The sequence below is a fragment of the Lacinutrix undariae genome, assembly GCF_052934785.1.
In genome coordinates this window covers 2,312,129-2,327,276 of sequence record NZ_CM128809.1, presented here as the reverse complement: position 1 = coordinate 2,327,276, position 15,148 = coordinate 2,312,129, and the positions used below count along the sequence as shown (strand labels likewise).

General features: G+C 30.6%; 14 protein-coding genes. 5 read left to right on the top strand and 9 right to left on the bottom strand.

Annotated elements, in window-relative coordinates:
* Positions 1 to 8: 8 nt before the first annotated feature.
* Positions 9 to 1,346 (bottom strand): hypothetical protein, encoded by a 1,338-nt coding sequence (locus ACU4C5_RS10330; protein WP_446844132.1) that lies wholly within the window; start codon positions 1,344 to 1,346, stop codon positions 9 to 11.
* 121 nt (positions 1,347 to 1,467) lie between these two features.
* Entirely contained in the window at positions 1,468 to 1,908 is a 441-nt protein-coding gene (locus ACU4C5_RS10325; protein WP_446844131.1) for an arsenate reductase family protein, read from the bottom strand.
* A gap of 141 nt (positions 1,909 to 2,049) precedes the next feature.
* Here ACU4C5_RS10325 and cls point away from each other — a divergent pair, with 141 nt between their 5' ends.
* Positions 2,050 to 3,474: a cardiolipin synthase gene (cls, locus tag ACU4C5_RS10320; RefSeq protein WP_446844130.1), complete on the top strand. Its 1,425-nt coding sequence runs from the start codon at positions 2,050 to 2,052 to the stop codon at positions 3,472 to 3,474.
* 21 nt (positions 3,475 to 3,495) lie between these two features.
* Positions 3,496 to 4,098: a hypothetical protein gene (locus tag ACU4C5_RS10315; protein WP_446844129.1), complete on the top strand. Its 603-nt coding sequence runs from the start codon at positions 3,496 to 3,498 to the stop codon at positions 4,096 to 4,098.
* Positions 4,099 to 4,113: 15 nt separating this feature from the next.
* Here ACU4C5_RS10315 and ACU4C5_RS10310 read toward each other — a convergent pair whose 3' ends face one another.
* Positions 4,114 to 5,637 carry a GH3 family acyl-acid amido synthetase gene (locus tag ACU4C5_RS10310; protein WP_446844128.1) on the bottom strand — a complete coding sequence of 508 codons (1,524 nt, stop codon included), beginning with the start codon at positions 5,635 to 5,637 and terminating at the stop codon, positions 4,114 to 4,116.
* A gap of 341 nt (positions 5,638 to 5,978) precedes the next feature.
* Here ACU4C5_RS10310 and ACU4C5_RS10305 point away from each other — a divergent pair, with 341 nt between their 5' ends.
* Positions 5,979 to 7,037 carry a PAS domain-containing sensor histidine kinase gene (locus ACU4C5_RS10305; RefSeq protein ID WP_446844127.1) on the top strand — a complete coding sequence of 353 codons (1,059 nt, stop codon included), beginning with the start codon at positions 5,979 to 5,981 and terminating at the stop codon, positions 7,035 to 7,037.
* A 109-nt stretch (positions 7,038 to 7,146) separates the two neighbouring features.
* Here ACU4C5_RS10305 and ACU4C5_RS10300 read toward each other — a convergent pair whose 3' ends face one another.
* From ACU4C5_RS10300 to ACU4C5_RS10280, 5 genes are all read right to left on the bottom strand, one after another.
* The gene (locus ACU4C5_RS10300; protein ID WP_446844126.1) at positions 7,147 to 7,602 is read right to left on the bottom strand and encodes a pyridoxamine 5'-phosphate oxidase family protein; all 456 of its coding nucleotides are present in this window, start codon (positions 7,600 to 7,602) and stop codon (positions 7,147 to 7,149) included.
* A gap of 100 nt (positions 7,603 to 7,702) precedes the next feature.
* Positions 7,703 to 8,596 carry a mechanosensitive ion channel family protein gene (locus tag ACU4C5_RS10295; protein ID WP_446844125.1) on the bottom strand — a complete coding sequence of 298 codons (894 nt, stop codon included), beginning with the start codon at positions 8,594 to 8,596 and terminating at the stop codon, positions 7,703 to 7,705.
* Between the two features lie 14 nt (positions 8,597 to 8,610).
* Entirely contained in the window at positions 8,611 to 8,907 is a 297-nt protein-coding gene (locus ACU4C5_RS10290; RefSeq protein ID WP_446844124.1) for a chaperone modulator CbpM, read from the bottom strand.
* A gap of 2 nt (positions 8,908 to 8,909) precedes the next feature.
* Positions 8,910 to 9,803 carry a DnaJ C-terminal domain-containing protein gene (locus tag ACU4C5_RS10285; RefSeq protein WP_446844123.1) on the bottom strand — a complete coding sequence of 298 codons (894 nt, stop codon included), beginning with the start codon at positions 9,801 to 9,803 and terminating at the stop codon, positions 8,910 to 8,912.
* On the bottom strand, positions 9,804 to 10,016 hold the full coding sequence (locus ACU4C5_RS10280; RefSeq protein ID WP_446844122.1) for a hypothetical protein: 213 nt from the start codon (positions 10,014 to 10,016) through the stop codon (positions 9,804 to 9,806).
* A gap of 214 nt (positions 10,017 to 10,230) precedes the next feature.
* On the opposite strand from ACU4C5_RS10280, the gene ACU4C5_RS10275 reads away from it, so the two are divergent.
* Both ACU4C5_RS10275 and ACU4C5_RS10270 read left to right on the top strand, forming a co-directional pair.
* Positions 10,231 to 11,121 (top strand): phospholipase A, encoded by an 891-nt coding sequence (locus tag ACU4C5_RS10275; protein WP_446844121.1) that lies wholly within the window; start codon positions 10,231 to 10,233, stop codon positions 11,119 to 11,121.
* A gap of 120 nt (positions 11,122 to 11,241) precedes the next feature.
* Entirely contained in the window at positions 11,242 to 14,148 is a 2,907-nt protein-coding gene (locus ACU4C5_RS10270) for a hypothetical protein (RefSeq protein ID WP_446844120.1), read from the top strand.
* Here ACU4C5_RS10270 and ACU4C5_RS10265 read toward each other — a convergent pair.
* On the bottom strand, positions 14,145 to 15,005 hold the full coding sequence (locus ACU4C5_RS10265; RefSeq protein ID WP_446844119.1) for an endonuclease/exonuclease/phosphatase family protein: 861 nt from the start codon (positions 15,003 to 15,005) through the stop codon (positions 14,145 to 14,147). The two genes, ACU4C5_RS10270 and ACU4C5_RS10265, sit on opposite strands and share 4 nt — an antisense overlap.
* Between the last annotated feature and the right edge of the window lie 143 nt (positions 15,006 to 15,148).

The window sequence follows — 15,148 nt, the reverse complement described above, 5'->3', positions numbered from 1 at the left end:
TTATTAATTTATTTTTCACCATTTCCTGTTAAGGTGGTTTTTAATCCATTTTTTGTATTGAGCCACAGGTAATTAAAAAAGGACTTTGTAGGATCACGTTTTGTTTTAATTTCACCATATCTATAACCGTTTTCATCTGTTTTAGAGCCGTCATTGGTTATAATATTTACTAAGGTAGATAATGTTTTATTGATTCCTAGTTGGTCTTCATTTAAAATAGTGAATTTAAAATCTTCATATTTCATTTTCATATCTCCAGCAGATTTCTCATTATTTCCATGAATAGTAAAATACATCTCATTGATACGTCCCACGGCTCTAACATTTGCCTGAGATTCTAAAAATGGATTAATAGTAAGTGCATCTAAATCTTTTAAAACTATTGAAGCATTAAATCCTGCAGAAGGATCAAACACATTAAAATCCCAATTAAATTTTAAAGGTGCTTTTCCCATAAGCGCTGTTGTGGCTTCAATAGTTGTATTTTTAGTATTTATATTAGATAGATTTTGAATTTTAGCTTCTAAATTTTCAAAAGAAATGGAGACAGGCTCAACATCTTTATCTACACGTTCAGAATAAAAAATATTTAAATCATCAATCAAAAACGAGTTAATATCTAATTGAATAGGGAGCTTTTTAAGCGTTGTCGCATAAAGTTCTTTTTTGGAAGTATCATTTGTTATAAGTTTATCTCTAAAAAGGTGTAATTCTGAAGTATTAAAAACAAAATTACTTGTAGATATCTTAAGACTATCATTTACATTTTTAACTCTAAAACCTTCCGAAGCACCATATGCTACTTTAAAATCTACATAATCATGTTCTTTAATTAATTTCTTGGAAAGTATAGTTTTATTCCATTTTGAGGCTATTGCTAAATCACTAAAATTTAGAGTGGCTTTTTTATAAGAAAGTGCATCTATTTTAAGTGTCTCGTATGAACCTAAATCGAAATACAAATGGGTTAATTCGAGATCTAAATCTGTATATTTGAAAGGTATTTTCTTTTTAACTAACAAACTATCCGTTACAAATTCAGAGAGTGTAAAAGACACCTCTTTAATAGAAAATCTCACATCATCCGAAGTCTTTTTAAAAACTTTTACACGGGCATGTTCCACATATATATTATCCGTTTTTAATTGCTTATTTTTTAAAAGTGACCAATAAGAAATAGCTTTAATGTGCAGTGTTTCTAAACTTATTTCAGCAGCTGTTTTGTTGGCTTCTAAATTTAAAGACGTCAATGTCACATTCTCAAATTCAACATTACCTAATAAAACATTTAAATTTAAATGCGCATAAGTTAGCTCCAAATTTTCAGGTAAATCTGTTAAAATCATAGTAGAAATTTTATGCTTTACGTAAAGTTGCGCACCAAATAGTCCTATCATAAAAACCCCAACTACCCCAAGACTAACTAAGAATAGTTTACTTTTTAATAGCCCTTTTTTATTATGTATATTAGGGTCTTTCGTCATCGGTAAATTGTTTATCTAAGGGTTCTTTTTCTTGCGTTTCACTATCCGATTCTATATATTTTTTAAATGCGGCAGTACTTTTTATTTGTCGGTAATTTTCACCATCTATTATAATTGGATGTTTTAGCAATTGTGGTTCGCTTTCTAAAATTTTAAGCCAATCATGCGTTTCTAAATCGGGTTTATTTTCGCCATAAGTTTTAATAAAATCAGGATGATCTGTTTGTATTAAATCCTTCACATCAACACTTAATCCTTTTGCTAATTCTACCCATTGCGTTCCTGTAACATTTGTTTTTGAAACATCTATGCCCAATAATTTCTTATCGGCTGCATGTGCATAAGCATAAACTTGCTTCCCTATTGAATTTTCAGAATTATAATAAATAGTCATTTTTAATTTGTCTTTTGAAATCACGCTCATAATATTTTTTGATTATAGCGAAAGTTACCTATTACCTCCTTTTAGGCTTAGCGCTATCACATTATTTTGTAACTCAAAAGCATCTTATCCTCCTTTTTTAAGAACCTAATAACTATATTGTAAATACAAAACAAAAATACAATGATACAAACCTTATTATGGATTTTATATGGCATCGTAACACTTTGGAGCATCTTCAGTATTGTACTACATGGTAGCCGTCCTACTAAATCACTAAGTTGGTTTTTAGCAGTAATTGTATTGCCATTTGCCGGACCAATACTTTATTATTTATTTGGAGTAAACAGAAGAAAATTTAAGTTTTTTAGACTGAAACAAACCGAAAAACGAAAACTATTCAATAATAAATATAAAGACATTCATGATTTAGAAAACAAGGTGACTTTTAATTCTACTAAAGAAAAAAAATTAGCCGAACTTATTAAAAACAGTGCTCTTTTATCACCATATAGCGGAAATGATGTAACCATCTTAAACGGAGGTGAACAAACTTTTGATAGTATTTTTGAAGAACTTCAGAAGGCTAAAAAGTTTATTCATTTACAATATTATATCTTTTCGGAAGGGGAACTTACAGCACGTTTTTATGAGATTTTAAAAAATAAAATCGCGCAAGGTGTTGAAGTACGCTTAATATACGACTCCTTTGGTAGTTCGTCTTTTCAAGGAAATACCATAAAACGCTTTAAAGCTATTGGTGTAAAAGCATTTCCAATGATGCCTATTAGATTTGGTAGTTTGCTATTTACATTGAATTATAGAAACCACAGAAAAATAATTATTATAGATGGTACGATAGGATTTACTGGAGGTGTAAATGTGTCTGATAAATACATAAAACCAATTTCTAATCTTGGTATTTGGAACGATATACACTTAAAAATAGAAGGTCCGGCCGTTAATAGTTTACATCGTGTATTTATTAAAGATTATTATTTTGCAAGTAATGAAAAATTACTTTTAAATGAAAAATACCTCCCAAAAACAGCCTCTAAAGGCCATCACACAGTGCAAGTTGTAGCCGCAGGACCAGACTCAAAACATCCCGCAATTATGCAACAATATATTAGCATGATCACCTTAGCCGAAAAATGTATATGTATTGCAAACCCTTACTTTATTCCTAGTACCGCAGTGCTTCAAGCCTTAAAAATCGCAGCACTTAGTGGTGTAGAAGTTCATATACTCGTGCCAAAAAAATCAGATTCTACGATGGCAAAACTAAGTATGTTTTCTAGGTTTGAATCGCTTTTAGAAGTAGGTATTAAAATATATTTAAGATCTGATTTTTCACACAGTAAAATGATTCTTATTGATGATGAAATTGCATCTGTGGGTTCGGGAAATTTTGACTATCGTAGTTTTGAACACAATTTTGAAACCAACGTATTACTATATGATTCTGAATTAACAAAACAAATTAAAAAAGAGTTTGATGAGATTTCTAACCAATATATTTCTCTAGATTATGAGAGCTATAAAAACAGACCGGTTTGGAAAAAACTACTTGAAGGATTTGCTAAGTTTTTTAGTCCATTATTGTAATTCTGAATCAAAATAAAACAAATGAAATTTTTAATATACATCCTAATATTTATGAGTGTAAAACATACAAAAGCACAACACATTATACCCGAAATAATAAAAGAAGAAGCCACTACAGCGCTTTCTTACTATCCAGAACTTAAAAATACGATTATAGAATTCCGTTTTAAAAAGGACATAAAAAAATCAACTATGCTCGCTCAGCCTGTATTTTGGAGCCTTCTTAATCCGCGAAAAAAAAGAAAGTATTTAATTTTAATGAGTCGTAAGTTTAAAATTTCAGGAAAAGAATTTAAAACCGTTAATGTGGATAGTGATATTTTAATTGGTTGGTTAGGGCATGAATTAGGACATATAACCGATTATAAAAATAGAAGTAGTTTAAATCTTATTTGGTTTGGAATTAGGTACGCGCTTTCCGATAATTATATTAAAGAAGCTGAACGCGCAGCAGATTCTTATGCCGTAACATCTGGAATGGAAACCTACATTTTAAAAACAAAACATTTTATATTAAATAATGCTGAAATTGATGCAGCCTACAAAGCGCGTATTAAAAAATACTATTTGTCTCCAGATGAAATTTTATTACTAGTAAAAGCAAGAGAGGCTAAAGAAAATTAAAGCCTTTTATTGTTGTTATTTATTAGAAACTACAAAATCTTCCCATTCTTTAAAACGTTCTTGTCCCATAACACGTTCCATTTTTACTTGTCCGCCTTTTTTCTTATGACTTCCACTCCAATCATGAAATACAGATGGTGATACGGTATGCACTTTTATACCTTCTAAAGCTTTAGAGCGTGCTACTTTATAATTCTTATTAGCTGTTTTCAAAAAATTATCTAAAGATTTTACGAGTTTGGAAGGCTCTATTTTAGAGTCCGTTCCTAAATACCAACAGTGGTAAAAATCATCATTAATCCGGTTTGCACAGAGTGTATATTCGGGAATTTCAATATCAAATTCTTTCTCAAGATATTGTACAGCAGCATTCAATTTATTAACAGATAACTGAGAACCTACGGTATTTAAAAAGAATTTTGTGCGACCTGTAATTTTAATTTCAGCACGTTCAATATCGGTAAACTCAATCGTGTCTCCAATAAGATAACGCCAAGCTCCAGCAACGGTACTAATTACTAAAACATAATCTTGCCCCAATTCAACTTCAGAAATATTTAGCGATGGTGCATGTTGTACTAGCGAACCATCGGGTTGAATATATTCGGGTTTAAACGGAATAAACTCAAAGTAAATACCGTTATTGGTTATTAATTTCATTGCATCTGTTTCGGGCCGTTCTTGAAAGGCTATAAAACCTTCCGAAGCTAAATACGTGTCAATTATAGTTATTGGCTTACCTAAAAGCGCATTAAAACTCTTTTCGTAAGGCCCAAAAGCAACACCTCCTGAGGTGTAAACCTGTAAATTAGGCCATATGTCATGAATGGTATTTAAACCATTATAATCTATCACTTTTTTTAACATTAATTCCATCCAAGACGGGATACCGCTTAAAGCTCCAATATCCCAATCAGCAGCTTTTTCTGCAATACGTTGTATTCGTAAATCCCAATCATCAATTTGAGCAATCTCTTTTCCTGGTTTGTAATAATTTTGAAACCAAAATGGAATATTACTCGCACTAATTCCGCTAATTTCACCTTCTAAAGCATCATTATGCCGTTCTAAATCTGTAGAACTTCCCAGCATCATGATTTCTTTCTCATAAAAATCTGCTGGTAAATCAAAGTTTTTTAAAGCTAAAACTTGTTGAATTCCTGCATTTCTAATTGCAGTAATCATAGCATCGGTTACCGGAATACGTTTATTAGTTTTTCCAGTAGTACCAGAACTTAAAGCAAAATAATCTGGATGGTTTGGCCAAGTAATATCTGTAGCGCCATCTTGTACTTTTTGCCACCAATTTTCGGTAATTTGATTATAATCGAAATAAGGAACCTCAGCTTTAAATTTTGCTTCAGGAGAACTGGAATTTAAAATAGCTTCAAAATTATAGTGGGCACCAAACTTAGTTTCTTTTGCTGTTTCTAATAAATTCTGAAGGACGTTTTTCTGTGCTTCTACAGCATTAAATTCTGAAGACACAATATCCGATCCATGAATTATTCCTTTAATTATATGTCCTATGATTGCCATTATTGCTTTGTTTTATAAATTAATGATATTTATTTAAATTACTGGTCATAAATTATTTAAGAAATAAAAAACGCTTCAATTCAATTATTAAATGACTTGTAAACTTAAAATTCAAAAATCAATAAAAAAAAAGACGCACTTTAGCTGTATCAAAACAATTATTAATGCAAAACCCATGATCATTACAATCTAAAAATGAAAGTTTTAAATATAAAACCTAAATTACGGCATAACAAATTGCTTTTTTTTAATTGATTATATAATCAAGTAAGTCTAAATTCGTATCTTATTTTTTTATATCAACCCTTCTCTAGTAAATAAGTGTATTAAACCCAAAACTCATGGTTCCTAAATTAGATCCTTTCTTTGAACTCTCAATAGACTGTCTCTGTATTGCTAATTACGAAGGCTATTTTGTTAAAATTAATCCAGCTTTTATAGATTTACTAGGATATTCTGAACAAGAATTAAAATTAAAGTTGATTTCAGAATTCATATATAAAGAAGATAAAGAACGTACCGCTAGATATAGACAAAGTTTAAAAAACAATAAACCGTTAATCAATTTTGAAAACCGCTACGTCTCTAAATCTGGAAAATTAGTATGGCTCCACTGGACTTCTATCCCAATGGATAATGAACAATTGGTATATGCGATTGCAAAAGATATTACTCATAAAAAAGAATTAGAAAATGAGCGTATTATTCATTTAAGTAAACTTAGCGAAGTTAATGAGAAACTAAAACAGCTTAATTACACCACTTCTCATGACTTAAGATCTCCTGTAAATAATCTAATTTCTTTAGTAGATTTAATTGATTTAAACAAGGTCACCGATTTAGAAACTTTGAATACGCTTAATTATATAAAAATGTCTGCGGAAGGTTTAAACGCTTCACTAAACACATACATTGAAGCTTTTAAGCATAAAAACATTGCAAATGAAAAGTTAGAAGTGGTACATTTTAATACCATTTTAAAAAAGGTTATAAATTCTATAAATGCATTAGTACAAAAATCTGAGGCAGAGTTTCAATTGGATTTTTCAGGTTTAGAACAGGTGACGTTTAATGCGGCATATATGGAAAGTATTTTTCTTAATTTTATTACCAATTCTATAAAATATGCGCGTCCTGATGTGCCGCTTAATATTTCAATAATGACGACTCAAAAAAATGGTCAACTAATGTTTAAATATTCGGATAACGGTCTTGGTTTCGATATGAAAAAAGTAGGACATCTTATTTTTAAATTGAATCAAAAATTTCATGGTAATGAAGATAGCAAAGGTGTAGGATTATACTTAGTATACAATCATGTTACTAGTTTACACGGAAGCATAAGTGTAGATAGCAAAATTAATGTGGGTACAACTTTTACAATTCAGTTTAAAGGGTAACATTATCCTCAAGAACAGTCTTAATATCATTTAAAAAGCGAGACAATAATATACGGTATCGTTTTGCTTTTATAAAGATTATTCTTTTTTAATAAGTTATTTAACGTGTTTAGTTTAACCGTTTTTTACCCACTTTACTTTTAATCTTAATAATAAAAACTGTAGGAATATCATCTTTATAAATTTTACTAGAAAAATCACTAATAAAGTTCGCTTTGCTGTGCTCCTTCTCTAATATAATATCTTTAATTCCTAGTGAGAATTGGTGTAAATAGGCTTTGGCTTCACTCTCAAAATACTCTTCAAATATACCATGTGATAAAACCGATTTCCAGCTAGTAATATTATCAATATCAGAAACAAGTAAAGATACTTCTGGGTTTTTACGCATCGCATTCATTTTATGTCCATCTCCTGAATAGCAAATTATAGTATTATTGTCTTTATCAAAAAAATAAGTAATAGGTACAATAAATGGCTTTCCATTATAGATATAAGCTAATTGGCCGATATAATTATTTTCTAAAATGTAATCAATTTCTCGCTCTTCTAAATTTTTAAACATAGTCTCTTTATTTAAGGTTGTTATAATTACTTGTGCTAATTTCAGCTATTATAAAACTAAAATTCTCCTTTAATTTACGCATTTAAAAAATTTCAATTTGCTATTTTTTAATGGCTATTTCTGGTATTTTAATAAGTTCAACCGTAGCAGACGCCAAAACAACTTTACCATTGGTAGCTTCAATAGCTTTTCTTATCAAATCATTTAATAAGTGTTTGGTGACTCTTCGCTTTTTATAATCGACGATATATCGTAAATTAAATTGAATCCAATTATCGGTTAACGTTGTAGCTAATGTAGGTTCTACCATAGCGTCTTCTACATAATATTTAGAGACCACCTCTGTCCATTTATCTTTTGATGCTTTTGTATATTCAGAAAGAGTACTTGTAGCAGCATCTATAATTATACTTTTAGCCAATTCGATATCAGAACCATAACGGATTGGTAAATTAAACTCATCCCAAATAAAAGGAAAGTCTTTAGAGTAGTTATATACCGGACCTTTAAACACAAAGGCATTGCTTAGTTTTACAATTCGTCCGGTGTAATTATCACTTTCCACCCATTGCCCAATTTCCATCATAGTCGTGTAAATACTATCCACATCAATAACGTCTCCTTTAATGCCATTAATTTCTATACGATCTCCAGGTTCATACACTTTTACAATAAATATATATACAGAACCTGCAACACTTAAAATTAACTCTTGTAATGTAAAGGCTAATCCTGCAGAAAGTAAACCTAAGGTTACGGTAAAATCTTTAATACTTCCTGTAAAATATAAAACAGTAATGAAACCAAGTATAAAATAACCGAGTAACTCTACCCCTTTTTGTGACTTATAACGCACTGAGGCATTAGCTATATTTCGTTTTAAAAATGTCCTAATAAAATGAATACATAGCAATACAAAAACAAGTATTATAATATATTTAATAATACTCTTCACAAGAGGATAATCAATAAAAAACTGTTGTATCGTGTCCATTATATTAATTTGGCTTATAAATCTTCATAAATCCTTAATTTATTATGAAGTGATGTGATTTCGCTTTGCAGGTTTTCTACACGTTTTAATAAGTTATAAACGGCATCTAATCCTTCTAAATTGATGTTTAAATCATAATGTAAACGTATCATTTTCTCAACCTCATTGATTTGAGTTGTTTTAATATAATCTACGTTTTCTGATACTACAATTTCTATCAGTTCGTAATCCTGTAAGTCGTTAATAAATGTTGGTGGCACATTATAATGTGTGCAAAAAGTGGTTATAGAAATTAAATCTGTTACTTCCATAATTATCTTAGTTTTTGAAGTTCTGTAAATAAGGCTTTCTCTTTATCGGTGAGCGCTGTAGGCGTTTTTATTTGATACGTAATATATAAATCACCAAACTGTTCTGCTTTTTTATACTTAGGAAAACCTTTACCTTTCAGCTTCACTTTGGTTCCGTTTTGAGTTTCTGGTTTAATCGTTAATTTAACTTTTCCTGTAAAAGTATCTACCATTAAATCACCACCTAACATAGCGGTGTATAAATCTAAATCTACAGTAGTATAAAGATTATCCTTATCTCTTTTGAATTTTGTATGATTTTGAATTGAAAATTGAATTAACAAATCTCCATTTGGCCCATTATTGGTGCCTTTGCCACCATGTCCTTTAATTTTAATGGTTTGTCCATTTTCTACTCCTGCAGGAATAGTAATCCTGATATTTTTATTATTTACAGTTAACGTACGTTTATGGTCTTCATAAACATCTTTTAAATCTAACTGAAGCTCTGCATTAAAATCTTGACCTCTAAACCTAGAGGTTCTTTGATAACCTCCTGAAGACTGACCTCCAAACATATTCCCAAAAACATCTTCAAAATCATGTTCGCTATATCCTCCTCTTTGACCAGATTGACCTTGATATGATCTTTGTTGTTGTTGCTGTTTTTTTGCTTGCTCGTATGCTTCTGAGTTCTCCCAATGCTCTCCATACTGATCGTATTTTTTACGGTTTTCAGCATTACTTAACACTTCGTTAGCCTCATTAATTTCCTTAAACTTTTTTTCAGCTTCACTATCATTTGGGTTTAAATCCGGATGATGTTTACGCGCTAATTTTCGGTAAGCTTTTTTTATATCTTTTTCTGACGCTGTTTTGGAAATTCCCAACGTTTTATAATAATCTACAACTGCCATTTATTTTGATTTATGATTTTCAATATGATGTTTGAGTTCTTGCTTTAAAGTCTCCAAATAGTCTTGCAATGCTGTAACATCTATATGTGGATGTTCATCAGAAGGAATGGTAATTGGTTCTTCTAATAAAAACACATATAATTCGGGGTAATTGGTTTCTATATTGGTTGTTAATTTTGTTATATCTGCTAACAACTCTTGCTTTGTTTTCATAGTTAACTTCGTTTATACCTATAAATTTACTAATAAAACAACTTCAATACTATGATTATAATCAGTTTATTATCTATAAATTAATATTAAGAGTCTACAAAAACTGATAATGTTTAAAAAAACGTCTTTTAAACATTAAATAATTTCGCCATCCTAATTTTAAACTACTTTTGCAATATCTTTATAACATACAATACGGTTTACATCACGAGCTATGACTAAAATACTTTCTTTTGTTTTTATACTACTCTTTCTTTTTAGTCTTAAAGCAAGGGCTCAAGACTCTATAAAAGCGACTCCTCAATTCAAAACACTATCTGCCGCATGGGATTTAGATAAAACGAATAAACAAGGAACTTTTAAGCTCACCTCTTATAAACCTATTTATGTAGATGTAGCACGATGGTCTAGCAATCCCAACACCTTACCTTATAGTGAAAACCCAGATCACACGGTAACCGAAGAAGTAAATTACAATAGTTTTGAAGCCAAATTTCAACTCAGTTTTAAAACCAAAGTTGCTGAATCTTTATTCTTTGGAAAAGGAGATTTATGGGTAGGATATACACAAATTGCACATTGGCAAATTTACAATACCGATATTTCTCGCGCCTTTAGAGAACTTAATTACGAACCCGAATTAATGTTTACCTATCCACTTAACTTAACCTTTGCAGGCTTCAACGTTAAAATGGCAGGAATCAGTTTTAACCACCAATCAAACGGTAGAGATTTACCGCGTTCAAGAAGTTGGAATCGTGTGATTTTTAACCTTGCTTTAGAACGTGAAAATTTAATTATTTATCTAAATCCATGGATAAGATTATCTGATGATGAAGATGAAAATCCAGCCATCACTAACTATATTGGTAACGGAAGTGTAACCGCTATTTATAAATTAAGAAAACACACCTTCTATGCAATTGCCACCAATAGTTTTTCTGTTAATAAAAATCGTGGGAGTCTACAAGTTAACTACTTCTACCCTATTAATGAGGGCTTAAATTTACATGCGCAATTATTTACTGGCTATGGCGAAACATTAATTGATTATAACCAATATCAAAATACAATTGGTTTAGGAATATCATTCTCTAATTGGTAAGCTTAAAACGTTCACAACATTTTAACAAAAAACACCTTATAAAAAACACTTACACAGATTAATACTCTCAAAATAACACTATTTTTGTGCGCTTAATAATATCAAGCAATTACAGCTTTAATGACCGCACAAAACACTCGTAAAAACAGACTTCTAAAACTCATAAAATGGGTAGTAGCAATATTAGCTATTCTTATAATTAGTCTTTTTGCTATTCCTTCTATTTTTAGTGATGGAATATCTAATCAAATTAAAAAAGGAATTAATGAGAATCTAGAAACCGAACTTCAATTTAAAGACTCAAACATTTCGTTTTTTAATCATTTCCCGTCACTTACATTTTCTTTTGAAGACGTTAATCTTGCTGGCTCAAAACCTTTTGAAAAGGACACTTTGGTTACCGCTAAAGAATTAGGCTTCGGAATTAACATCTTTAAACTCATGTTTTCTGATAAAGTAGTTATTAATGAAACTTACTTGACGGATGCTAATATTAAACTTATAAAAGATAAATTTGGTAGAAATAATTACGATATATACACTACTTCTACCGATACAATAACGCCTCAAGACACTACTAGTACTGGAATAAAACTAAATTTAAGACATCTTAAAATTGATAATGCAAATATCTTTTATGAAGATAAAGACTTAGGGATTACTGTAATTTCTAAGGGTTTAAACTACAACGGAAGAGGGAAAATTAATGATGGTAAAATAAAATTAGGCTCTAATTTAGACATGAATAATGTGGATGTTGTTTTTGATAATATCGATTATATAAATGGGAAAAAACTTAAAGCCAAATCCTTAACCATTTACGATACCGAAAACCTATCTATTGAGCTCGATAAAAACACGATTTCCTTAAATGATCTTGACGTTAATTTTCACGGAAAACTTGATGTTTTTGAAGATGGTTTTGCCTATAATTTACTTTTTAATACCGAAGACGGTACTATTGAAGATGTGGTTACTGCATTGCCACCTCAATATGTAACATGGTCTAAAAACGTAAGTCTTAATGGCGATTTAAACGCACATTTACGTCTTACTGGCTACACTGGAACTGTTCCTGAAGCTTCACAAATAGCAACAACTATAGTAAAAATTGATATTGACGATGCTACTATAAAACACAGTGACGCAGAGGAAGCTATTAAAAATCTTAACCTGAAATTTAATGGTGAATTACGTGACAACTGGATGGATTTTAATCTAGATACGTTAAACTTTACACTCAATAACGAAGTTACTAAAGGAAAAATATTGCTGAGAGGAAAAGCCGATTCTTTATATATAAAATCTAATATTATTTCGAATATCAACTTAGATATTCTTAATAAAACCCTGAATTTACCCGATTTAAAATTCAACGGCATATTAGCCACAAATGTAAACGTAGATGGGGTTTACCAACCTAAAATATCTAAATTACCAAAAACTAACGGTGTTTTTAAATTATCAAATGGTGTTTTACAAACTTCAGGACATCCAGAACCTATTAAAAATATTCAGTTAGACGCTGTTGCGGAAAACAACGGAGCTACTTACGCCGAGTCATCTTTAACGGTAAATACTTTCAACTTTAGCTTTTTGAATAATCAATTTACAAGTCAGGGTATTTTTAAAAATTTTGATAATTTAAACTATGATTTCAGGAGTAAAGGAAAAATAGATTTTACCACGCTTAACCAAGTGGTTGCCTTGCCTTTTTTAGTGAAAAACGGAGAAATAGATGCTAACTTAAAATTAAAAGGGCAACTTAATACGGCTCAAAATCAAAATTCTCATAGCGGAACACTTGCTATTAAAAACATTGAAATTAAAACAGATGTTTTACAGTATCCAGTTTATATTAATAACGGTGAATTTTTATTTCTGAATGATAAAATGGCCATCTCACAATTGGATATCAAACATCAATCGTCTCGTATGATTTTGGATGGCTTTTTTCAGAATTATATAGATTACGCCTTATACGATAAAGGGGTGTTGCGTGGTGATGTAAAATTAAAATCTGCTAATATAGATATTACTGAGTTTTTTCCGAAGGAAGAACAATTACAGCAAAAATTGGATAGTGTTACGAGTATTAATTCTGTACAGAGTGTTGTTAGTGGCGTTATGCAAATTCCAGAAAATGTAGATATTCTTTTTAATATCGCCATTGATACTCTAAAATATAACAGCTTAAACATCACTAAGCTTTCGGGGAATTTAAACCTTAAAGATGAAGGACTTTTCTTAAAAAACGCGGACTTAAATATGGTAGATGGGACGGCAAAACTTGATGGGTTTTACCAACCGTTAAATGCTAATGAAGCCTTATTTTCAATGGATATTAAAGCCAATAATTTCAATATTGAAAAAGGTTATAATAGCATGGAACTTTTTAAAGAATTAGCACCTGCTGCAGCTCAAGCTTCTGGAGTAGTTTCGGTAGATTATAACTTATCGGGAACATTAGATCACGAAATGACGCCGGTATTATCAGCCTTAAAAGGTGGTGGAGTTTTAAAAGTACACAGCGTGAAATTTGATGGATATAAATTATTAGGTAGAATCTCTGAAAAATCAGGATTTGATGCTTTAAATGATCCTAAAGTTTCAGAAATCACTATTAAATCGACCGTAAATAATAATGTTTTAGAACTGGAACGTTTTAAATTTAAAGTACGTCCGTTTAAATTAAGAGTAGAAGGACAAACAACTTTAGATGGCGAAATGAGTCTTAAAATGCGTATTGGTTTACCGCCTCTTGGTTTATTAGGAATTCCAATAGTTGTGAAAGGAACTAGTGATGATTTTGATATTAAATTAGGTAGTAAATCACCCGATCTTTCGGAAATGGAAGATGATGACGACACTAATTATTCCGAAGAAAAATTACAACGTATGAACATGCTTAAAGATTCAATTAGAGAAGATATGTCTGTGGATCAAATTAATAAATTACAACAGCAAATAGAAAGCATAAAACAAGAAAAAACTACAACAGCTACAGATACTTTAAAGGTGAATTAATAAAAGCTACATTCTATAAACACAGGTAAATGATCTGAGAGTTGACGTGCATGTTCTAGCTGTTCGCAATTGGTTACAAAATCTTTACTTCCAGAAGATAAAAGCTTTGTATGTGTTGGTATATATAAGATATTATCTATCGCGTAATTTAAATAGTTACCCAATTTACAAGCGGTTTTTAGTGTTGTTTTCACCTCTTTTAGTGCGGGTTTAAATCCTACGTTATATAATTGTTCCCATACAGGATGTGCCATTTTCAAATTAAAATCTCCTAAAACAAAAACACGCTTAGAGTTAAGTTTTTCAGCATAAGTTTTTAAATATGTAATCTCTACTTCTGGATGGTCATTAAATTTACGAGAGTGAAAATTAACCACATAAAAAGGTATTGGATCGTTTTTTAAAACAAACTCAGCAATAAAAGGCTCTCTGTAAATAACTTCAGCGAGTGAATCATCTAAATATGCTCTACTTTTTAGTGCCACTTTTGATGTTTTCCATAAAAAGGCATAACGCTCGCTAATATAAACCGACGGACTTTGGGTGGGTATACTTATGCGATAATCCCATTTGCTTCCCATACGATTTAACGCATCGGCAATTTTAGCTACCGCTTGAGCTCCTGCAGGATCTTTAGCAACTACTTCTTGAATAGCCACCACATCATAATCTCTAATAATTTTAGCGATTTCAGTAATTTCATCTGCATCTTTTGTACGTCCTAAATCCCTAATATTCCAAGAAGCAATTTTTAAAGTTTGTAATGTGTCTTTTGAAACCTTACCAAAAGCAATGGCTTTACAAGATAATAGTACCGTAAGTAATATGAGAAAAACGTAACGTAATGGATGCGTCATAATAATTGGAACATAAAATTTTAAAATAGCCTTTCTTTTAAGCTATAGTGCTCATAAAATAGTTTGATGTAAAATAATTACAAAAAAAAAGCACACTTCCCTCAAAGTGTGCAATTCAACCTCCCAATAAGATTAGATCTCAA